Annotated in this window: 13 protein-coding genes; 7 read left to right on the plus strand and 6 right to left on the minus strand. The window is 70.5% G+C overall.

All coding sequences use genetic code 11. From position 1 onward, the window contains the following. Nucleotides 1-64: 64 nt before the first annotated feature. The 4 genes from ACQPZO_RS13430 to ACQPZO_RS13445 all read left to right on the plus strand — a co-directional run bounded on the left by ACQPZO_RS13430 (nt 65) and on the right by ACQPZO_RS13445 (nt 13,525). Nucleotides 65-5,410 (plus strand): SDR family NAD(P)-dependent oxidoreductase, encoded by a 5,346-nt coding sequence (locus tag ACQPZO_RS13430; protein ID WP_433350967.1) that lies wholly within the window; start codon nt 65-67, stop codon nt 5,408-5,410. Then, nucleotides 5,397-7,580 (plus strand): lantibiotic dehydratase, encoded by a 2,184-nt coding sequence (locus ACQPZO_RS13435; protein ID WP_433350220.1) that lies wholly within the window; start codon nt 5,397-5,399, stop codon nt 7,578-7,580. The genes ACQPZO_RS13430 and ACQPZO_RS13435 overlap by 14 nt, the downstream gene beginning before the upstream one ends. Before the next feature lie 181 nt (nt 7,581-7,761). After that, nucleotides 7,762-8,721, plus strand: a complete 960-nt coding sequence (locus ACQPZO_RS13440) for a quinone oxidoreductase family protein (RefSeq protein WP_433350222.1) — start codon at nt 7,762-7,764, stop codon at nt 8,719-8,721. After that, on the plus strand, nt 8,708-13,525 hold the full coding sequence (locus ACQPZO_RS13445; protein ID WP_433350224.1) for an amino acid adenylation domain-containing protein: 4,818 nt from the start codon (nt 8,708-8,710) through the stop codon (nt 13,523-13,525). The genes ACQPZO_RS13440 and ACQPZO_RS13445 overlap by 14 nt, the downstream gene beginning before the upstream one ends. Before the next feature lie 3 nt (nt 13,526-13,528). Here ACQPZO_RS13445 and ACQPZO_RS13450 read toward each other — a convergent pair whose 3' ends face one another. From ACQPZO_RS13450 to ACQPZO_RS13475, 6 genes are all read right to left on the minus strand, one after another. After that, a complete protein-coding gene (locus ACQPZO_RS13450) occupies nt 13,529-13,768 on the minus strand; it encodes an acyl carrier protein (protein WP_433350226.1) in 240 nt (79 codons plus the stop codon). Nucleotides 13,769-13,777: 9 nt separating this feature from the next. Beyond that, nucleotides 13,778-14,851 (minus strand): GNAT family N-acetyltransferase, encoded by a 1,074-nt coding sequence (locus ACQPZO_RS13455; protein WP_433350228.1) that lies wholly within the window; start codon nt 14,849-14,851, stop codon nt 13,778-13,780. Nucleotides 14,852-15,657: 806 nt separating this feature from the next. Further along, entirely contained in the window at nt 15,658-16,743 is a 1,086-nt protein-coding gene (gene trpS, locus ACQPZO_RS13460; RefSeq protein WP_433350230.1) for a tryptophan--tRNA ligase, read from the minus strand. 706 nt (nt 16,744-17,449) lie between these two features. After that, nucleotides 17,450-18,247, minus strand: coding sequence for an ABC transporter permease (locus ACQPZO_RS13465; protein WP_433350232.1), 798 nt, complete (start codon nt 18,245-18,247; stop codon nt 17,450-17,452). A gap of 29 nt (nt 18,248-18,276) precedes the next feature. Next, nucleotides 18,277-19,053, minus strand: coding sequence for an ABC transporter permease (locus tag ACQPZO_RS13470; RefSeq protein ID WP_433350234.1), 777 nt, complete (start codon nt 19,051-19,053; stop codon nt 18,277-18,279). Continuing rightward, nucleotides 19,050-19,997, minus strand: a complete 948-nt coding sequence (locus tag ACQPZO_RS13475) for an ABC transporter ATP-binding protein (protein ID WP_433350236.1) — start codon at nt 19,995-19,997, stop codon at nt 19,050-19,052. Before ACQPZO_RS13475 ends, ACQPZO_RS13470 begins: the two co-directional genes overlap by 4 nt. A gap of 214 nt (nt 19,998-20,211) precedes the next feature. Between ACQPZO_RS13475 and ACQPZO_RS13480 the strand changes: the two genes are divergently transcribed. The 3 genes from ACQPZO_RS13480 (at nt 20,212) to ACQPZO_RS13490 (ending at nt 21,456) form a co-directional block, all read left to right on the plus strand. Further along, nucleotides 20,212-20,478, plus strand: a complete 267-nt coding sequence (locus ACQPZO_RS13480) for a hypothetical protein (RefSeq protein ID WP_433350238.1) — start codon at nt 20,212-20,214, stop codon at nt 20,476-20,478. Nucleotides 20,479-20,575: 97 nt separating this feature from the next. Next, nucleotides 20,576-21,190: a superoxide dismutase gene (locus ACQPZO_RS13485; protein ID WP_433350240.1), complete on the plus strand. Its 615-nt coding sequence runs from the start codon at nt 20,576-20,578 to the stop codon at nt 21,188-21,190. A 5-nt stretch (nt 21,191-21,195) separates the two neighbouring features. Further along, entirely contained in the window at nt 21,196-21,456 is a 261-nt protein-coding gene (locus tag ACQPZO_RS13490) for a superoxide dismutase (RefSeq protein ID WP_433350241.1), read from the plus strand. Nucleotides 21,457-21,535 lie beyond the last annotated feature (79 nt).

Genomic DNA, 21,535 nt, shown 5'->3' on the forward strand with positions numbered 1-21,535 from the left:
ATGTAAGGGAGTGTTGGTGACAGACACTCACGGCGCATTCGACAACGCCATAGCTATTGTCGGAGTGGCGGCACGGTTACCGGGCGCACGCAATGTCCGTGAGTTTTGGCGCAACCTCCAAGGCGGTGTGGAGTCTGTCGAGCGACTCGCCCCCGAGGTGGCGCGCGCACGGCAACTGCCGTCCGAAGCGGTGGACACGCCGGGTTTCCAACCGGTGACAAGTACCGCCGCCGATCTCGACCTGTTCGATCCTGAGTTCTTCGGATTCACACAACGTGAGGCCGAGCTTTGCGATCCGCAGTTCCGGCTGTTCCTCGAGCTTTCCTACACCGCGCTCACCGACGCCGGCTACGACCCGCGCGGGATCGGGCAGCGGGTGGGCGTCTTCGGGGGCGCGACCACGAACCGGTACCGGACCGACTACATCGAACGCAACCGCGCCGTCAGTCGCGCCGCCGGCCTGACCAGCATGAGCACCGGCAACAACCCGGACTACATCGCCCCGCTGGTGTCGTACCGCCTCGGGTTCATGGGTCCGAGCGTGTCCGTCTACACCGCATGCTCGACGTCCCTGGTCGCGGTGCACCAGGCGATGCAGGCGTTGCGCCGCGGCGAGTGCGATGTCGCGATCGCCGGCGGCGTGCAGGTCGACCTGCCGTTGGGCGGCGGCTACCCGTACCTGGAGGGTGGGATCTTGTCGCAGGACGGGCACGTCCGTCCGTTCGCGGCCGATGCCACCGGCACGATCTTCGCCGACGGCGGCGCGCTGGTGGTGCTCAAGCCGTTGGCGGCGGCAACGGCGGCCGGCGACCAGGTGTACGCGGTGATCAAGGGCTCCGCGGTCAACAACGACGGCAACCGGCGGGCCGGGTTCACCGCGCCCGGTGTGGACGGCCAGCTGGAGCTGGTCCGGGCGGCGTTGGACGACGCCCAGGTGCATCCCGAGGCGATCGGGATGGTCGAGGCGCACGGCACCGGCACGCGTGTCGGTGACCCGATCGAGGTGGCGGCGCTGAGCGCCGCATACCGGGAGCGCACCGAACGTCGCCAGTACTGCTGGCTCGGTTCGGCGAAGGGCAACCTCGGTCACCTCGGCCCGGCGGCCGGAACGGTCGGCCTGCTCAAGGCGATCCTCGCGGTCCGCGACGGCGTCATCACCCCGACCATCAACTGCGTCGAGCCGAACCCGGCGATGGACCTCGCGAACTCCCCGTTCCGGCTGGCCAGGGAGGTCCAGCACTGGTCCAACCCCGAGTGGCGCGACCGGGACGCGCTGCGGATCGCCGCGGTGAGTTCGTTCGGCATCGGCGGCACCAACGCCCACGTCATCGTCGAGCAGCCACCGGCGCCGCCGGAGCCACCGGCTCGGACGACGGGGACGCCGCAGCTGTGGCCGGTGTCCGCCCGTTCCGCCGACGCCCTCGCCGCCAGTTGCGCGGCGCTGGCCGAGCACCTCGGCGACGCCGGGCACGACCCGGCCGACGTGGCGTTCACGTTGCAGGAAGGGCGGGCCGCGTTCGCGCACCGCAGGCTGGTGGTGGCCGGCGACCCGCAGGCGGCGGTCGCGGAGCTGGCCGGCGAGCCGACGGTACGCACCGTCGCAGGGGTCGCGGGGTCGCCGCAGGTGACGTTCCTGTTCCCCGGCCAGGGCGCGCAGTTCCCGGGCTCCGGGCGCGAGTTGTACCGGACCTGGCCGGTCTACCGGGACGCCGTCGACACCTGCGCCGACCAGTTGGCGCCGCTGCTCGGGTTCGATCTGCGCGAGCTGCTGAACGCCGAGGTCACCGACGAGCAGGCCGCGGCGAAGCTCAACGAGACCGCCGTGACCCAGCCCGCGTTGTTCACCGTGGAATGGGCCATGGCGCAACTCCTGCGCTCGTTCGGCATCGAACCGGTGGCGCTGCTGGGCCACAGCATCGGGGAGATCGTGGCGGCGACGGTCGCCGGCGTGTTCACGCTGCCGGACGCGTTGCGGCTGGTCGCGCGGCGGGGACAGCTGATGCAGGCGCTGCCGCCGGGCGGCATGTTGTCGCTGTCGCTGGGCGCGGAAGCGGTACGGGCGATGCTGCCGAGCGAGCTGGACATCGCCGCGAGCAACTCGCCGTCGTCGTGCGTCGTGTCCGGTGAGCTGACCGCGGTCGAGCAGTTCGCGCAGGAACTTGCCGACATCGGGTTGTCCGGCTCCCTGCTGCGCACGTCGCACGCGTTCCACTCGCGGATGATGGCGCCGATCTGCGACGACCTGGCAGCGCTGGTGGACAGCTTCCCCCGGCAGGCGCCCCGGCTGCGGTACCTGTCGAACGTCACGGGCGACTGGATCACCGACGAGCAGGCGACGAGCGCCGCGTACTGGGCGACGCACGTACGGCAGGAAGTGCGGCTGGAGGACTGCCTGGCGCGGCTCGACGAGCTGGCCGACGCGGTACACGTCCAGGTCGGGCCGGGGCAGTCGATGTGCGTCTTCGCCCGCCAGTACGCCGCCAGCCAGGGCCGGTCGACGAGCGCGCTGACCACGATGGCGCTGCCGAACGACACCACCGCCACCGACGTGACGGTGCTGGCGACGACGGTGGGCCGGCTGTGGGTGTCCGGCGTCGACCTGGACTTCTCGGCGGTGCGGACGACCGACGGCGGGCGGCGGGTGAGCCTGCCCGGTTACCCCTACGAGCGGCGGCGCTGCTGGGTGGACCCGGATCCGGTGCGCCCGGGGGTGTTCGAGGACGACGTCGAGGTGCCCAACGACCCGTTGCTCACGCCGTTGTACCTGCCGGCGTGGCGGTCGCAGCCGGTGCCGCGCCGGGGCGGGAGCCTGCTCGGCGAGACGTGGCTGGTCCTCGCGGGCGACGACCCGGTGGGCGCGGAGATCATCGCGGAGGCCCGGCGGCGGGACGTGTTCGTGCTGCCCGCGTACGCCGGCCCGGGATTCGTGTCGGCGCCGGACGGCTACGAGTTCGACCCGGACGACAGCCACGACGTGGAACTGCTGGTGGAGGCGGTGTACCAGGCGGGTCTGCTGCCGGACCGCATCGTCTACGCGGTGTTCGACGGCGGCCCGGCCGTCGATCCGGAACTGGTCGCGATGCGGGGCTACCACCGGATGGCGGCGCTGGCCAAGGCGATGCTGCGGACCTTCCGGGCCGAGGTGGAGCTGGTGGCGGTCACCGACCGGGTGTGGTCGGTCAACGGCGAGCCGGCGCGGCCCGAGGGCGCCACCGTCGCCGGTCCGTTGCGTACCCTGCCGCGTGAGCTGAGCACGGTACGGGTGCGGCAGGTCGACGCGGCGCTCACCGCTGCGGCGGTCGCGGTGGCCGTGGTCGGTGAGATCGGTGCCGGCGGCGACGCGGAACTGGTGGCGATTCGCGGACATCGGCGCTGGGTGCACCACCACGCGTCGATCCCGAACGAACCGGGGAGCGTGCCGCGGCCGGTCGACGGCAGCGGCGTCCTGCTCATCACCGGTGGGCTCGGCGGTCTCGGCCTGGCGATCGCGCAGGACCTGGCGGAGCGGCAATCGACCGACTTGGTGCTGGTGAGCCGGGGCGGACTGCCGGACCGGGAGCGCTGGGACGACCCGGGTACGCCGCACGGCGTGCGGGACCAGATCGCGGCGGTCAGGCGGATCGAGGCGAGCGGCGCCCGGGTACTGGTGCTGCGCGCCGACGTGACCGACGCCGACGCGATGGCGTCGGTGGTGCGGCGGAGCCAGGCCGAGCTGGGCCCGATCACCGGGATCATCCACGCGGCCGGGATCGCCGGGGGACAACTGCTGGCACTGCACGACGCGGAGACGGCCGATCGGGTGCTGGCACCGAAGGTGCGTGGCACGCTCGTGCTCGACGCTCTCGTGCGGGCCGGTCAGCTGCCCGAGCTGGACTTCATCGCGCTCTTCTCGTCGATCGTCGCCGTGTCGGCCGACTACGGGCACAGTGACTACGCGGCGGCGAACACGTTCCTCGACGCGTACGCCACGTCCCACGCGGACGGCTCGCCGTACGTGGTGGCGATCAACTGGTGGGGCTGGCAGGAGGTCGGCATGGTGTCGACCGACCGCGCCGGGGAGGGGTTCCGCACCCTGCGACGGCTGCGGGGCGGCTCGGCGGTGACGGCGCTCGACCACCCGTTGGTGCACCGCGCGTCGCCCGACGGGGAGGGCTGGACCTTCGAGGTCGACCTGGACGTGGACAGCCACTGGGTGTTGACCGACCACCGGATCGGCGGCGTCGGTGTGCTGCCCGGCACGAGCCTGCTGGAAATGGTCCACGCGGCTGCCCGGCACGTGTGGGGTGAGGTGCCGGTACGGCTCGAGGACGTCGTCTTCATCGACCCGGTGCGCGTCACGACGGCAGCGACCGGAACGATCACGCTGTCGCCGGCCCACGCGGGCGGATTCGAGTTCGCGATCAGCTTCGCCCTCACGGGCCAGTCGGCCACGGTGCACTGTCGCGGCAAGGTCCGTGCCGTACCGGAGGGCACCGCCGAGCGGATCGACATCGCGGAGTTCCGGGAGGAACTGGTCGAGGAGGACGCGACCCAGCCGTACTCGGGGCTCGTCGCGTTCGGGCAGCGGTTCCAGGCGGTCAGCCGGTACTGGGCAAAGGACAACCGGGGCCTGGTCGAGTTGGAGCTGCCGGCGGTGGGGCGCGACGACGCGGACCGGTACGCGCTGCATCCGGCGTTGCTGGACCGGGCGGTCTACGGGTTGTCCGGCGTCGAGGGCCGCCGCTACCTGCCGTTCCTGTACCGGTCGGTGGAGGTGCACCGCCGTATTCCGGAACGGTGCTGGGTGGTGCAGACCTATCACAGCGACCCGACGCGACCGGAGTTCATGGAGATCGACGAGGTCATCGTCGACGCCGACGGCACGGTCTGCGTGACCGTGAAGGGGTACTCGCTGCGCAGCGTGGACGAGGCGGCGACGGTCACGGCCGCGGCGCCGGGGGTCGGGCAGGCCGCTCGCGGTGCCGGAATGCTGACCAACGCCGAGGGCGGCGAACTGTTCCGGCGGATCATGGGGCTGCGACCGGGGCCGCAGGTCATCACGTCGATCGGATCGCTGCCGGAGCGGTTGGCGATCGCCCGTACGTTCAACCAGCAGGCGGTCGAGGCGGCGGAGACGGTCGCCGAGCCGGTACGCACGATCGGTACGACGTTCGTGGCGCCGCAGACACCGGTGCAGCGGGAGCTGGCGCGGCTGTGGTGTGAGTCGCTCGGGCTGACCCAGGTCGGTATCGACGACGACTTCTTCCTGCTCGGCGGCTCGTCGCTGACGGTGGTGCAGTTGGCGTCGCGGATCCGGGAACGGCTGACGGTGGAGCTGTCCGCCGCGGACATGTTCGAGTACCCGACCATCCGCAAACTGGCGGGCCTGCTGGATTCGGATTCCGACCGGACCGCCAATGCCATCGGCTGAGTACGAGTTCGGCCACGGACAACGGTGGCGGGTGTGGCCGACCCTCGTGGCGCGTACCGCCGGGATGCCGTTCGACTGGCTGGAGATCGAGGCGACCGGCGACTTCGACGTCGACGAGAAGGCGGCTCACCAGGCGCTGGCAGCCGTCGACGAGCAGCCACGGCTGCGGGAGGCGCTGCTGTGGCAGAATCCCGCGGTCTACCGTCGCCGCTACCGTGCCCGCGAGAAGGCGGGAAAGCCGAGCGAACAACGCAAACGGGACCGGGCACTGTGGGCCTACGCCTCCCGGTACTGCGCCAAGAACGACATGATCGGCTTCTTCGGCCCGGTCGTCTGGGGGCAGTGGACCGACGGGCCCACCGACGTCAGCGAAGCCGGCCGGCCACCACGGCAACGTGGCACGTTCTTCGAGTCGTGGGCGATCCGCGCCGTCACCGACGCCCTGCACGAACGGCACGACCTGAGCCGCTGGACCGTACCGCGACGGGCGCCGGTGACTCACCTGGAAGGCGAGACGCTGTTGCTCGCCGACGGCACCGAACTGCGGCTGTCGGCGCTGCGCAGCCGGGTGCTGCACCTGTGCGACGGCCGTCGTACCGTCGACGACGTCGTGGCGGAGGTCGCCGACACCGACCGCGACACGGTGCTCGCCGAGATCGACCGGCTGCGGACGATGCGGCTGTTGACCAGCGGTTTCGCGGTGATCCGAGGCGTGAGACCGGAGCGCGCGCTGCGGGGCCAGTTGCTGCGGGTGACCGACCCGGCCCGACGCGCGGCGGCGCTGACCGACCTCGACCGGGTCGTCGAGGCGCGGGACCGGGTGGCCGCGGTACGCGAGGACCTGCCCGCGCTCGACGCCGCACTGACCGACCTCGACGACCGGTTCGTCGAGCTGACCAGCGGCAACGCGTACCACCGGGCCGGCGACTTCTATGCCGGGCGCACCGTGCTGTTCCAGGACTGCCTGGGCGACCTCGACGTTTCGCTGAGCACCCGGCTGCTCGCCGACGTCGGACCGGCGCTGGACCTCGTGCTCGCCGGGGCCGCGTGGTACTGCCGCCGCACCGCCGCCGAGTACGAGGCGTGGCTCACGCCGCAGGTGGACCCGGTGGCGGGGGTGCCGCTGCTCAACGTCATGGAAATGGTCGGCAGGTCGGCCACGTACGGCGACTCGTCGCCGCCCGCGGAGGCCGCCGCCGCGGAGCTGCGGCGCCGCTGGGAGAGCCTGCTGGTGCCCGATCCCGACGCCAGGGCGGTGCAGCTGACCAGCGAGGGCCTGCGGGCCGGGGTCGAGGCGGCGTTCCCGGCCGGCCCGCCGCTGTGGGCGCAGGCCCGCTGGCACAGCCCTGACCTGATGTTCGCGGCCACGGACCTGGAGCAGGTGCGCGCCGGCCGGGCGTTGACGGTGCTGGGCGAGGTGCATCCGGCCATGCAGACCATGGACGTGCTGTCGGCGTACGAGTTCCATCCGGATCGCCCGGCGTTGTACGCGCTGATCGACGAGGCGATGGGCGACGACCGGGTCATGCCGCTCTACCAGCTCGGCGCGGGCGTGCTCAACTCCCGTACGGTGCCGCCGGACACGTACCTGTCGGCGCGGTACCGCTACCTCGGACTCACCGCGGAGGCGCCGTACGGGCCGGCCGACAGGCTGCTGCCCGCTTCCCGGCTACGGCTGCGGCGCGGCGACGCGGGACTCGTGGTGACCGACGTGCGGGGCGACTTCGAGGCCCCGGCGGTGCAGGTGTTGGGCGACTTCCTGTCGCACGCGGCGGCGCAGCGGTTCGGGATGTTGCCGACCCGCCCCCACCAGCCGCGGGTCACGGTCGACAACCTGGTCGTGGCGCGGGAGTCGTGGACGGTCCCGGCGGGGCGCCTGGACGGCGCGGCTCGGGTGTCGCATGCCGCGGCCGGTCGGCTGCGCGACGAGCTGGGCCTGCCCCGGCACGTCTTCGCCACCATCGCCGGGGAACGCAAGCCGTTCCACGTCGACCTGTCGAACCCGATGTCACTGGCGGTGCTCAACCACCGACTGCGACGGCGGGGAAACGCCCAGCTCCGGTTCAGCGAGATGCTGCCAGGCCCGGAGCAGCTGTGGCTCAAGGACGCCCAGGGCCGGCGGTACACCGGGGAGTTCAGGTTCGTCTGCGTGGATCGGCTCGGCCGATGAGCGTTCACCTGGCGACGACGACGCCGGCCGCCCGCCGCGGCCCGCCCGGCCGCGCGGCACCATGCCGCGACCGGGGATTGGTTCTTCGTCGTCGACACCGAGCGGTCGGTGGCGGCGACGCTGTTTGGTCAGATCATCGGCCGCAGGGTGCGGTGGTGCTGGTGTTTCGGTGGGAGGCAGTGTGAAAGCCGTCGTGGTGGAGCGGTTCGGCCCCGCGGAGTCGCTTTCGGCGACCGACTTCGCCGAACCGGTACCGGGGGAGAACGAGGTCCTCGTCCGGGTGGAGAAGGCCGGCGTCAACTTCGCCGACAAGCACGTCGTCGAAGGCTCCTACAGTTACCGGCCCTCGTTGCCGTACATCCCGGGCATCGAGGCGGTCGGCACCGACCCCGACGGGCGGCGGGTCGTCGCGTTGCCCCGTACCGGTGGGGCGTGGGCGGAGTGGGTGGCCGCGCCCGCCGCGACGTTGGTCGCGGTGCCCGACGCCATCACCGACCTGCAGGCACTCGCGGTGGCCAACCAGGGGTTCGCGGCGTGGCACATCCTGCGTACCGCGGGCCGGATGACCCGGCAGGACACCGTGGTGGTCACCGCCGCCGCCGGCGGCGTCGGATCGCTGGCGGTGCAGCTGGCCCGGGCGTGGGGCGCCAAGCGGGTGATCGCGCTCGCGTCCACCGGGACCAAGCGTGACCTCGCGGTCCAGCTCGGTGCCGATGTGGCGCTCGACCCGACCTCCGAGGACCTTGCCGACGAGCTGGCCGCCGCGAACGACGGCAAGCCGGTCGACCTGTACCTGGAGATGTCGGGCGGTGCCGCCCTCGACACCGCGCTCGCGTCGCTGGGGCGGCTCGGCCGACTGGTCACCTACGGCGCGGCGTCGGGCCGGGGCAGCACACCGATCCGCTCCGAGTCGCTGATGCAGGGTTCCCGCAGCGTCGTCGGTTTCTGGGCGAACGACCTGGTCACCCGCTATCCGCGGATCACGGCGGAGACGATGACCGGTCTGTTCGCGATGATCAGCAAGGGCACCCTGACCCCGGTCACCGAGCACGTGTATCCGCTGGCCGAGGCGGGCAAGGCGCTGACGGCGCTGGCCAACCGGGAGACGACAGGGAAGCTCGTCCTCGATGTCACCGGCTGACGGGGAACCGTCCACGTCACCGACCGACGAGGGACTGTTCTCGCTGATCAGCGCGGCAGGGCAGCGCGCCCCCGAGCTGGCCGCGATCCGCTCCGGCGACCGGTCGATCAGTTACGCGCGGCTGCTCACCACCGCGTCGTGGCTGGCGGGGCGGCTGCGCGCCGCCGGTGTCGGGCCGGGCGACGTCGTCGCGGTCTGCGCCGGGCGGTCGACCGAGTACCTCCTCGGTATCCTCGCCGCGCTCGCCGCCGACGCGGTGTTCCTGCCGATCGACCCGGACACGCCACCGGGCCGGGTCGCCGCCGTGCTCGGCGAGGCCGCCCCGGCCGCCGTCCTGCGGGCACCATCGTCTCCCGTGCCAGGGACGACGACGCCGGTCATCGACCTGGACTGGGCGGCGGCGCCGGCCGACGCCCCGGTGGCGCAGCCGACGGCGCACGGCGACGATCCGGCGTACCTGATCTACACCTCCGGATCCACCGGTACGCCCAAGGGGGTGCTCTGCCACCACCGGGGGATCATCAACCTGCTGGCCGACTTCGCGGCGCGGCAGCCGCTCGCCCCGGGCGCGGTCGGCACGATGTGGTCGTCGGTCGGCTTCGACGCGTCGGTGTACGAGATCTTCTCGGTGCTGCTCGCCGGCGGCACCCTGCTGGTCGTACCCGACGACGTGCGGCTGGAGCCGGGGGCGATGTTCGCGCTGATGGCCCGGCACGCGGTGGCGACCGCCTACCTGCCACCGGCCGTCCTGCCGTCGCTGCGCACGTGGGTGGACGCGCACCCGGGTGCGCTCACGCTGCGGCGGCTGATGGTCGGCGTGGAACCGATCCCGGAGCGGCTTCTGCACGGGATCGCCACGGCCGTACCGGGGCTGAAGATCATCAACTCGTACGGGCCGACCGAGGCGCACGTCATCGCCACCGCGTACGACATCACCGGCGACGACCCCGAGCCGGACGACGGCCGGACCCCGATCGGCACGGCGGTACGCGGCGTCACCACGCACGTCCTCGACCCCGACGGCAGCCCGGTCGCCGCCGGGCAGGTCGGCGAGCTGTGGGTCGGTGGGGTCCAGGTGGCGCTCGGCTACCACCGGCGGCCGGAACTCACCAGGGAACGCTTCGTCCCCGACCCCTTCGACACCGCCCGGTCCGCCCGCCTGTACCGCACCGGCGACCTGGTGAGACACCGTCCCGACGGGAACCTCGTCTACTGCGGACGCGCCGACCGGCAGATCAAACTGCGCGGATTCCGCGTCGAACCGGCCGAGGTGGAGGCGGTGCTCGAACGCCACCCCGGCGTGACGGGCGTCGTCGTCGTGCAGCCGGAGTCGGCCGCCGAGACGCTCTGCGCCTACGTCACCGGCGCGGGCACCGCGGAATCCCTTCTCGCCCACGCGCGTGAGCTGCTGCCGGACTACATGGTGCCGAACTGGGCAGTCTTCGTCGCCGAGTTCCCGTTGACGGCGAACGAGAAGCTCGACCGGGCCGCCCTTGCCCGGCGTCCTCCACCGATCGCCCCGACCGGCGACAACGCGCCTCGGACGCCGACCGAGGTGACGCTGGCCCGCCTGTGGGCGGAGGTGCTCGGCGTCGAGGCGATCGACGTGGCCGCCGATTTCACCGCGCTGGGTGGGCACTCGCTGGCCGCGGTGCGGCTGGGCGGGCGGATCCGACGCGACTTCGGGGTCACCCTGACCGTGGCCGACGTCTACCGGCACCGCACCGTGTCCGCCGTCGCCGCGGCCATCGACGCTCAGGCGGCCACCACCGCGGTGCCGAGCGCCGCGCGGCCGAGCCGGCGGATCGGGCCGCTCTCGGCGGCGCAGCAGGCGTTGTTGCTGCTGCACCGGCTGTACCCGAACTGCCAGGCGTACACCCTGGCGGTGCCGCACCGGCTGACCGGTGACCTCGACGTCGCCGCCCTCTCGACGGCGCTGAACCTGCTGGTGGAACGGCATTCGGCGCTGCGCACGATCATCACGACGGTGGCCGACCGGGACGTCCAGCGCGTCGTCGACCACGAGCCGATCGACCTGCCGGTGGTGACGGTGCCGGAGGCGGAGCTGGCGAAGCACTGTGCGGCCGAGGTCGCGGCGGCGGATTTCGACCTGTCCGGGGGCCGGCTGTTCCGGGCGGTGCTGTTCCGGATGGGAACCGACCAGCACGCGTTGTTGCTGCTGGCGCACCACATCGTCACCGACGGCTGGTCGTTCAACGTGATCCAGCGCGATCTCGGGCTGGCGTACGAGGCCGTACGGGCCGGTCGGCCGCCGGCGTGGGAGCCGTTGCCGGCGCAGTTCATCGACCTGGCGGCCGAGCAGCAGACCCCCGGATACCAGGAGACAGTCACCGCTGAGCTGGACTTCTGGCGGCGGGAACTGGCCGCGATTCCGGCGCCGCTGCGGCTTCCGGTGCAGCGGGTACGGCCGGCCCGGCCACGGTTTCGCGGCGGCCGGGTGACGGTCCCGGTGCCGGAGTCCACCATGGACGCCGTCCGGGAACTGGCGCGGGCGCTGCACACCACGGTGTTCGCCGTGCTCGTCACCTGCGTCCAGGTGATCGTCGCCCGATACAGCGGTCGCGACGAGTTCCTGCTGGGGATGCCGGTGGCGGGGCGTGACGACCTGCGGGCCGAGGACGCGGTCGGGTTCTTCAACAACTCGCTGGCGCTGCGCTGCGAGGTGGCCGACGACGCGACGGTCGCGGAGCTGACCACCGCCACGCACGAGCGGCTCATGGGGGCGTTGGCGCACCCGCATGTCCCGTTCGACGTGCTGGTGCGCGAGGTCAACGCCCCCCGTACGCCGGGCGCGAACCCGCTGTTCCAGATGTGGTGCAACATGCTCTCCTACCCGCCGGCGCCGCTGCGGCTGCCCGGCTGTGTGGTCGAGCCGCTGCCGGTGCCGCTGGCCGGGGCGCTGTTCGACCTGTCCTGGTACTTCGTCGAGGACGGCACCGGCCTGAACGTCGAGGTCGTCTACGACGCGGAGCTCTTCGAGGCCGGCCACGCCCGGGCGATGGCCGAGCACCTGCGCACGCTGCTGCCACTGGCCGCCACCGCACCGGACGGCGCGATCCGCGACCTCGACTTCGGGCTGCACGACCCTGGCCGGGCGCCACGACAGTTCGTCACGCCGGGCCCGCGCATCGTGGACCGGTTCCGGCAGGCCGCGTCGCGGGACGGGGCAGCACCCGCGATCGACGACTCTTACTCGTACGCGGAGCTGGACGCGGCGGTCACGGTGCTCGCCGCCGGCTGGCGCGGAAAGGGTCCGATCGGCATCGTGGCGGGGCGGACCCCGGCGCTGCCGGTCGGCGTGCTCGCGGCACTCGCGGCCGACGTTCCGTTCGTGTTGTTCGACGCGGCGCAGCCGCTCGCCCGGTTGCGCCGGATGATCGCGCAGGCGCGGCTCAGCCACTGGTGGGATGCCACCGACGGGCAGTACCCGGAACTGGTCGGGCAGCTCGACGGCTGCGACTGGGGCGCGGGCGCCGACGTCGCCGACGGCACCGCGTACGTCGCCTTCACGTCCGGCACCACCGGTGCGCCCACGGCCATCGCCGCCGGCGAGGAACCGCTGCGGGCATTCCTGGAGTGGTACGTGCCGCGGTTCGGCCTCACCGCGCAGGACCGGTTCGTCCTGTTGTCCGGGGTCGGACATGATCCGCTCTTCCGCGACGTGCTCACGCCGCTGTCCATCGGCGCGCGGCTCTTCGTGCCTCCGCGGGCGGCGGCGGAGTCACAGCTCGCGATGGTGCGGTGGCTCGCCGAGGTCGAGCCGACGGTCCTGCACCTGACCCCCGCACTGGGGCGGCTGTTGAGTGCCGCGGCGGTCGTCGAGGGGATCACGCTGCCGTCGGTGCGGCTGGTGGGGTTCGGCGGCGCCGCGATGACGCGCGTGGGGACCGCCGATGCCCGGGTCCTGTTCCCGCAGGCACAGCTGATGTCGTACTACGGCACGACCGAGACGCCACAGGTGGTGAGCGTGGCCGACCTGGGGACCGACGCGGGCATCGGTTCCGGTGGACCGACCGCGCGGGTGTCGGTGGTCACGCCCTCCGGTGCGCCCGCACCGGTGAACGGCGCGGGCGAGATCGTCGTACGCAGCCCGTACCTCGCCCTGGGTTACCTGGGCGACCCCGCCCGGACGGCGCGGCAGTTCCGGCTCAGCGACGGTGTGCGCGAGTACCGCACCGGCGACGTGGGCCACACCCGGCCGGACGGCACCGTCGTGATCAGCGGGCGGGCGGATCGGCAGATCACCGTCAACGGTCTCCGAGTGGAGCCGGCGGAGCTGGAACTCGTCGCCCGGGAACATCCCCTGGTACGTGACTGCGTGGTGACGACTGCGGTCCGGTCGTCGTCGACCGAGGTCATCGCCTTCGTGGACGGCGACCCGGGGGCGCTGACCGGCGACACCGTGCTCCGGCACTTCGCGGAACGGCTGCCGGCGACCATGGTGCCGACCCGGGTGATGGTCATGCCGGCGTTCCCGTTGACCCCGAACGGCAAGCCGGACATGGCCCGGCTGGCGGACGTCGCGAAGACCGCCACCAACGCGCCGGCCTCTCCCGTCAAGGGAGCCGCCGCGCTGGCGGCCACGATCACCCAGGTCTGGAGCACGGTGCTGGGCACGCGACCGGCGGGGCCGGAGGTCAACTTCTTCGACTGCGGCGGTACGTCGGCCGACCTGCTGAAGGTGCAGACGGAGCTGTCCTGTCGGCTGTCGCGGGAGGTGGCGCTGCTGGACCTGTTCCGCTATCCGACGATCGCGGGCCTCGCGGCGGTGCTGGCCACCTGACCGCTACCCGCTCCAGGCGGGTGCCGCCGCGACGGCGGGGGCCAGCGTCGCCGGAGTGGGGAAGTCGAGGATGTCGAGCAGGTCGACGTCCTTCGCCAGATCCGTCCGGATGAGGGCCCGGATGCGCACCGCCGTCAGTGACGTGCCACCGAATTCCACGAAATCGCTCTCCGCGCCGAATGCGTCGTTCTTCAGCGCCGTTCGCCAGATGGTGACCAGTTGTGTAGTGACATCGCCAGACATGGGTTCCCTCTATCTTGTGTTCATTGTGCCGAGTGGCACGGCGACGCTGGTCAGTCGCAGCAGTTCGGCGCCCCGTGCGAGTTTCGCCTCAAGGCTTCCGCGACCGAGTATCAGCCGTTGCGCCCCTGCCTCGATCGCGAGCCGCAGCGGTTCGTAGACGACCAGATTGAAGTACGAATAGGTGCCCGTGGTCCGCTCGTAGTCGCAGCCCCAGCACCGCACCCGCCACATCTTGTCCTGCCGCCAGACGACCGTGAACGCGACCGGGTCGCTGCGGTCCGGATCGTCGTCGCCGAACACCGCCAGGCAGGTCGCCTGATTGCCCAGCGTCCGCGCGATGCTGGCCAGGTAGTTCTCGTAGTCCTGGACGGTGCCGGCCACCCCGTACTTCAGTTCCACGTTCCGCAGCAGTGGTGCCAGACGCCCGTGCCATGCCGACAGATCGACCTCGACGATCCGCAATCCCGCCGCCCGGAACCGCCGCTGTTCCTTGCGGATCATCTCCCGCCGACTCGAAGACTGCGCCGCCAGGTATCCCGCGAAGGAGTCGAAGGACACCGGGACGAACGCCTCGTTGCTCTCCACCAGCACCGGGTCGTCCGCCGCGACCAACGGCAACACCGCCGCCAGCAGTTCGTCGTCCAACAGCGGAAAGCACGCGAAGTCCAGCCGCTCGGACTGTTCCGTCACCAGCTTCCAGCCGGCTTTCAACAGGGCGGCCCGCACAGGGTCCGACTCGGCGGCGGGGCTCACCGCGGCCATCGCCGGTGCCCGGCCGAGTGAGCCGAGGTAGTAGCCCGTACGCCATCCCCGGGTCGCCTCCGACCCATCGAGCACCAGCCGAGGATGAGGCGCCACGGCGTACGGCTGCCCGACCGGATAAACCGGAAGGAGGCCCTTTGGGCCCGGCTTCCCGGCCCCGACGACGACATACCTCGCGACGTGGCCCATGGCCGCCAGGGCCCTGTCCACCCGCATCATTTCGAGCTGGTCGACTTGACCCGCCAACGCGGGCCCCACGTCACGCAGAACAGTGAACAAATCAGTGCTGACTGTTACATGGCTATCATCATGCTGCGACATTGTGGGGAATGCTAAGGGCTGCCCTCGGCACTGTCAATAATGTCACCCACATCGTGGGGCGCATTTCAGAACGCCTGATTCTTGGGTTACGGTGCCGGTGCGTTCGGTTAGCGGCGGCGGGGGAGAGGGCGACCTCGAACACGAAAGCGGGGACGCGGAAAGGGGCCAGGCAAAAGAATTATGTCCATCAACAGCGGAGCCGCCGAATATGTCGCCATGGCCAGCATGCCGGGGCATTGCGTTGTCGCGGGTGCGGTTCCCGGTCGGCCGGGGACGGTGGCCCGGCAGGGCCCCGGCGAAGTCGTGAGGGTCTCCGGCTTGGCAGGGCCCCAGGGGTTGCGCGCTGCCGACGCCATCGGCCCGTGCCGGCGTCGGTCTTTGCCGGGTCGGTGTGCCCTGCGTTGGTTCCTTTGGAGCTGCCCCGTTTGTGTTGTCGGTGGAGTGGGAGCGTGGACGGGGCAGCTCCATAGGGGCTGAAGGGCTGGTCCCCGACCGGGGGGATTCGTCAGGCCGCCGTCGGGCGGGATCGGACACTCCGCGACTGTGCCGGGGCCCTGGGTGGCCCGGGCGGAGCTGTGGGCGCGGCGGCTCGATGTGGTGGGACGCCGCCTATGGATCTGAGTCGTCCACGTCATCACCGTCGGTCGGTTCACCGCTGTCGCGTCACCCGCCACCCCGTCGGGTCGTTAGCGCTCCCGCCTGATTTCGCCTATCGCGCCGGGCCAGCATGCTGCCCGGGGTGACATGCTTCGTTGCGGCATCCGCCACGGCCGGGCCCTGGGTGGTGGGGACTTCCCGCACCGGGGTCAGGCGTTCCCCACCGGGTAGTAGTCGGTGCCCATGAGCCGGCGCACGTCGGTGAGGGTCTGCTGGGCGACCCCGGAAGCGTGTTCGTTCCCCGCCCTGAGGACTGACATCAGGTGGCCGGGATCAGCCAGCAGCGCGCCGCGCCGCTCGCGGATCGGACGGAAGAACTCGTTCACCGCCTCCGTCACAGCCTTCTTCAGGCCGGCAGCGCCACTGCCGGCACAGGCTGCCGCGAACTCCTCGGGACTCTGGCCCGCCGCCAGGGAGCCCAGCAACACCAGGTTGGCGACCTCCGGCCGCTGATCCGGATCGTAGGTGACCTCCCGGATCGAGTCGGTCTTCGCACCCTTGATCAGTTTTGCGGTCTGCTCGGCCGTGGCGCCGAGGTTGATGGAGTTGTTGAGGCTCTTGCCCATCTTCCTGCCATCGACCCCCAACAGCAGAGGGGCGTTGCTGAGCAGGATCTCAGGCTCCGGGAAGTAGGCCTCACCGGCACCGAACCGCTCGTTGAACCGCCGGGCGATGTCCCGGGTCACCTCCACGTGCGGCAACTGGTCCTTCCCGCCGGGCACCAGGTTGCCCTTGCAGAACAGAATGTCTGCGGCCTGGTGGACCGGATAGGTGAACATCAGGCCATTCACCTGCGGCCGGTTGGAGGAACGAATCTCCTCCTTGACAGTCGGGTTCCGCTGCAACTCGCTGACCGAAACCAGGCTCAGGAACGGCAGCATCAACTGGTTCAGCTCAGGCACGTAACTGTGCGCGAAGATCGTGCACCGCTCGGGATCGAGCCCGATGGCGAGATAGTCGGCCATGCATTCGACGACATTCTGGCCGATCTCGGCGCTGATATCACGATCCGTGAAGACCTGGTAGTCGGCGAGCAGGACGAACAGTTCGACGCCGAGGTCCTGCAGGCGGAGCCGGTTCTGCAGCGTGCCGAAGTAGTGACCGACGTGCAACCGACCGGTGGGGCGCTCCCCCGTCAGCATCCGGAACCGCTCGGGATGCTCCGAAATCTCCCGCACCAGGGCGGGGTTACGGGCTATCGCCGCAGCGAGCGGGGCATTCGGAGCCTCAGTCATCGGGCAAGTGTAATCGTGTCGAGCAGGGGTGGTCGACGGGAGGGTGGTCGGGCTGGGTGTGCCTGCCATTCGCGGGCTGGCACCACCCCAGGGCCCCAGCACAGTCGCGGAGTGTCCGATCCCGCCCGACGTTCATCCGCCTTTCGGGAATCCCGTTCCGCTCCTCGCGGATGACCCGAGATCCTGGCCAGGGCCTCCGTCTCACCGGCCCTCAGCCATGCCTCCTCTCCCCGTACCCGCCCCGGGAAGTCGCCGCTACGCCGCCCCGTACACCGGGCAGCCGGGCGGCGGCCCGAACAATGCCCCCACCCGGTCGGGGACCTGCCCTTCAGTCCCTATGGAGCTGCCCCGTCCACGCTCCCACTCCACCGACAACACAAACGGGGCAGCTCCAAAGGAACCAACGCAGGACACGCCGACCCGGCAAAAGCCGACCCGGCAGGAGCCGATCATGTCGGCAGTGCACGCATCCCCTGGGGCCTGCCAAGCCGGAGACCCTCACGACTTTGCCGGGGCCCTGGGCACCACCCAACACTGGAACACCTCGCCGTGACGCCTTCGGTCGCGCAAGTACAGTGGCCCGCCGAACTGAAACTGTTGTCGGTCGCGATGTCGGCCGACAGTTTGGAAAGGACGTCGGCGAAGACCTTGCGCCCGTCGTCCGCTGGCAGGCCTCGAACTCGTTGTCGCAGTAGCGTCCGTGCGCTCAGCTTCCGAACTCCAGACTGCCGTCGGCGCGACCCTTGGTGACCACGCGATTGATCGAGACGGTGGCCAGGGCGAACCAGCCGATGCCGACGAGCGCCTCCAGCGCGAGCCTCGGCCACACCTCGGACCAGGCGCCACCGGCGAGAACGGCACGGATGGCTTGCAGGCCGTTGGTCAACGGGAACAGGTGGAGAACCGGTTGCAGCCAGGCGGGCCAGAAGGAGATCGGAACGTTCACGCCGCAGAAGGCCATGATGGGCAGGTAGCCGAGGTTCAGCACGATCACCTGCAGGCTGCGGTAGCGCACGGCGAGACCGGCCAGGAAGCAGCCGTAGCAGTAGCAGCTGAGCGCGACGAGAAGGATGATCGTCACCGCGGGCAACGCCTCCGGCCACGGCAGCGGTACGCCCAGCAACGGCGGTAGGACGAGCCAGCCGATGACAGAGCTGGCGATACCGCTGGCGAGCCAGTGCAGACCGCGCCCGAGGTACACGGGTACGTGGCTGGTCGGGGCTATCGCGAGCAGCGGCAGGGTGCCCAGCCGGCGCTCACCGGCCATCGTCAGCACGACGATCATCGACTCCAGGCACGAGAGCGCGACGATGTTGCCCACCAGCACGAACTGCATGGTGGCGTCGTCGGCGACGAACTTCCCGATCAACGCGAAGAACGTCACCTGCGTCAGCAGCCGTGCCACCCAGCCGAACAGCCAGGTGCGCCACGTGTGCACCGTTCGCATCTCCGCGATCGAGAACAGCAGCGACTGGTACCCGAGGCGCAGCCAACCGGTACCCAACGAGGAAGCTCGGAGAGAAGAAGGAATGTTCATGAGTGACCCACGTGGGCCGTCTCGCGGCTCTGATCGATGATTCGGTTGATGAGCAGGACCCCGGCGACCAGCGCTGCCGCGCCGAGACCGACCGTCATGGCGAGCCAGGCCGGCCATGCCTCCGGCAGGTCCCCGCTCATCGAGCCGCGCAGCAGGTCGGCGCTCCACGACAGGAAGATGACCCGGCTGATCGGTTCCAGCCAGCCCGGCAGGAGCGCGACCGGCACCAGGACCCCGCCGAGAATGTAGAACGGGTAGGTGAGCGCGTTCTGGAACACGTGCAGCGCGCGCGACTTGATGAACACGGCGGCGAGCAGGGTGGCAGTACCGGCCATCGCGAAGCAGGTGGCCAGGATGGCCACGACGAACACGCCAGGTCGTTCGAGTGGTACGTCGGCTCCGAATCCGACGACTGCCACCAACCATGATTCGAAGAAGGTCAGCGCGCCGGCCAGGATGACGACTCCGATCCGCCCGAACACCACGAGACTCACCGGAGTCAGCGAGGCGACCAGTAGTTCCATCCGCCCGGCCCACCGCTCCTCTTCGATGATCGAGGCGGCCAAGTCGAGCGACATCAGCCAGAGCCCGATCAGGCCCGGGGCGAGTACGCCGTTCACCAGCGTCCCCGACCGCTGGCCGCTCACGACAAGAGACAGGAAAATGACGCTGAACAGCGGCGAGGTCAGCAGGATCAGCAGGTGGCCCGGGCTGCGCCGAGTGATGGCGAGCTGCAACCGGAAGGCCGCGGCGATGACCCGTAGCGCGTTCACACCGACATCGCTCTCGTGCCGATCAGCCGCAGGTACACGTCCTCGAGCGTGGGCTCGCTCCGGCGCGCCGACAGCACACCCCGCTCGATCAGCCACATCAGCAGCCGTGCCACGTCCGCGGGTTCCCTCAGCAGCGCCCGGTGGCCGCCGTCACGTGGTTCGACGCTCTCCACGAACGCCAACTCCGACACCTGGGCCAGCACCGCCGGGTCGTCGCAGGTGAAGTCGACGCACTCGCGGGCATCCAGGTACCGGCCGATGTGTCTGGTTGGTTCATCGAGCACGAGCCGGCCGCGGTCGATGAGGGTGACCCGGTCACAGAGGGCCTCGGCCTCGGCCATGTCGTGCGTGGTGAGAAAAACGGTACGCCCCTCCTGCCGCAGTTCCCGCACGAGTGCGCGGAAATCACGGGCGGCGACCGGATCCATACCGATGGTCGGCTCGTCGAGGAACAGAATCCGGGGTCCGTGTATCAGCCCACGAGCAAGGTGCAGTCGCTGTTTCATTCCCCGGGAGAATGTCTCCACGGGTTCATCCGCCCGGTCGGCGAGCCCCATCCGCTCAAGCAGTTCGGAGCAGCGGGTCCGAGCGGTACGGCGGTCCAGCCGATAAAGCGCGGCCCAAAAGGCGAGATTCTGTCGCGCGCTGATCCGGGGATACAGCCCCCGCTCGCCACCGAATACGACACCGACGTTCTCCCGGACCGTCTGCGGATCGGTGACCAGGTCTTTCCCGAGCACCCTCGCGGTACCGGAGGTGGGCAGGAGGACGGTGGAGAGGATCTTGACAAGTGTGGTCTTGCCTGCTCCGTTCGGCCCCAGCAGGCCGAGGACCTCGCTGTCATCGACAGTCAGCGTGACGCCACCGAGAGCGACGGTGTCCTCGGCCTTGCGCCGTGTTCGGTACGTGCGGACCAACTCGCGGATTTCAACAACCGCTGGCATTCAGATTCCTTTGTCGCGATACTGGTCTGCCCGACGCTCGGCACGTGGGCACCCCGCCGTCCTGACAGTCGGCCCGGTTGGCATGGCCAATATAGACGGCGGCGCGGGGGTTGGGAAGTCGCTGATACTGTCGTCCAGGCTTCCACATCGGGAGTTACTCAGCGCAATTCTTGCGATACTGAAACCGCTGTTGCGGCGCGCAAGGGTGGAACGCGTGAACAATCCAATGTGGCAAACGCTCAGGGTCGGTACGGGCAACGAGATCGTGTTCGTAGCCGACTTCAGTGTCGACGCCGGCCGCGAGGCCGCCGGGTTCAGCGATCTGGTCCCGCTGCTTCCTGACCGTCGCACGGTCCAGTCGCCGTGCCGCACCAGCTGGACCGACGGCGCCGACGGCGCGGTCGACCCGACCGCCCAGCTTCGTCACCCTTCAGGTCGACACGCCGGCGAGTCTTATTGCCAATCCTTGGCAACTACGTGATCCTGGCATCAGTGGCGGGTGCTTCGGCCCGAAGATCCGTACCTTCGTCGGGCCCCGTCCCGTTCCTGACCTACGACTGCGATGCGAGGAGTTGCTGGTGGGCGTCTACACCCTGCCCGACATGCCCTACGACTACGGCGCGCTGGAACCGGCGATGTCGGGGGAGATCCTGGAGCTGCACCACAGCAAGCACCACGCCGCGTACGTCAAGGGCAGCAACGACGCCCTCGAACAGCTCGCCGAGGCCCGTGACAAGGGCGACTTCGGCAGTCTCGTCGGCCTGGAGAAGACGTTCGCGTTCAACCTCTCCGGGCACGTACTGCATTCGATCTTCTGGAACAACCTCTCCCCGGACGGCGGTGACCGCCCCGACGGTGACCTGGCCGCAGCGATCGACGAGCACTTCGGCTCGTTCGAGGGCTTCGCCGGCCAGCTGTCTGCCGCGACCAAGGGTGTGCAGGGCTCCGGCTGGGGCGTCCTCGCCTGGGAGCCCCTGGGGCAGCGACTGATCGTCGAACAGGTCTACGACCACCACGGCAACGTCGGGCAGGGCGCCACCCCTCTGCTGGTCTTCGACGCCTGGGAACACGCCTACTACCTGCAGTACCGCAACGTGCGCCCCGACTACGTCGACCGGCTGTGGAACATCGTCGACTGGGCCGACGTCACCGCCCGCCTCGACGCCGCCCGCGCCGCAGCGCCGAGGCCCTGACCGGCGTGACCGGCCCCGTCCCGGACGCGGCGGAACTGGTCCAACGCGCCGCCGGGGTCGTCGCGGCCACCCGCCGCGGCGACCCCGGCGGCGCCGAGGAGCTGCTTTCGGTGTTTCCCACCGAGCAGGCCCGCACCCTCGGGTTCTACCTCCTGGCCGACCTCGCCCTCAGCCTGGTCCGCGCACACAGCGGCCAGACCATGGACGAGCTGGTCCGGGAGCTGTCTCTCCTCGTGGCCGAGCGCGCGCAGACGCCACCGGCCTGAGCCAGGCCACCCACCCATTGGCCGGGGCGCCATGGCCACTCGCACTCGCCGTCGGGTGGCGTCGACGACCGGCGGGGCC

This window comes from Micromonospora sp. CA-111912, from assembly GCF_050948415.1.
Taxonomy (GTDB): domain Bacteria; phylum Actinomycetota; class Actinomycetes; order Mycobacteriales; family Micromonosporaceae; genus Micromonospora.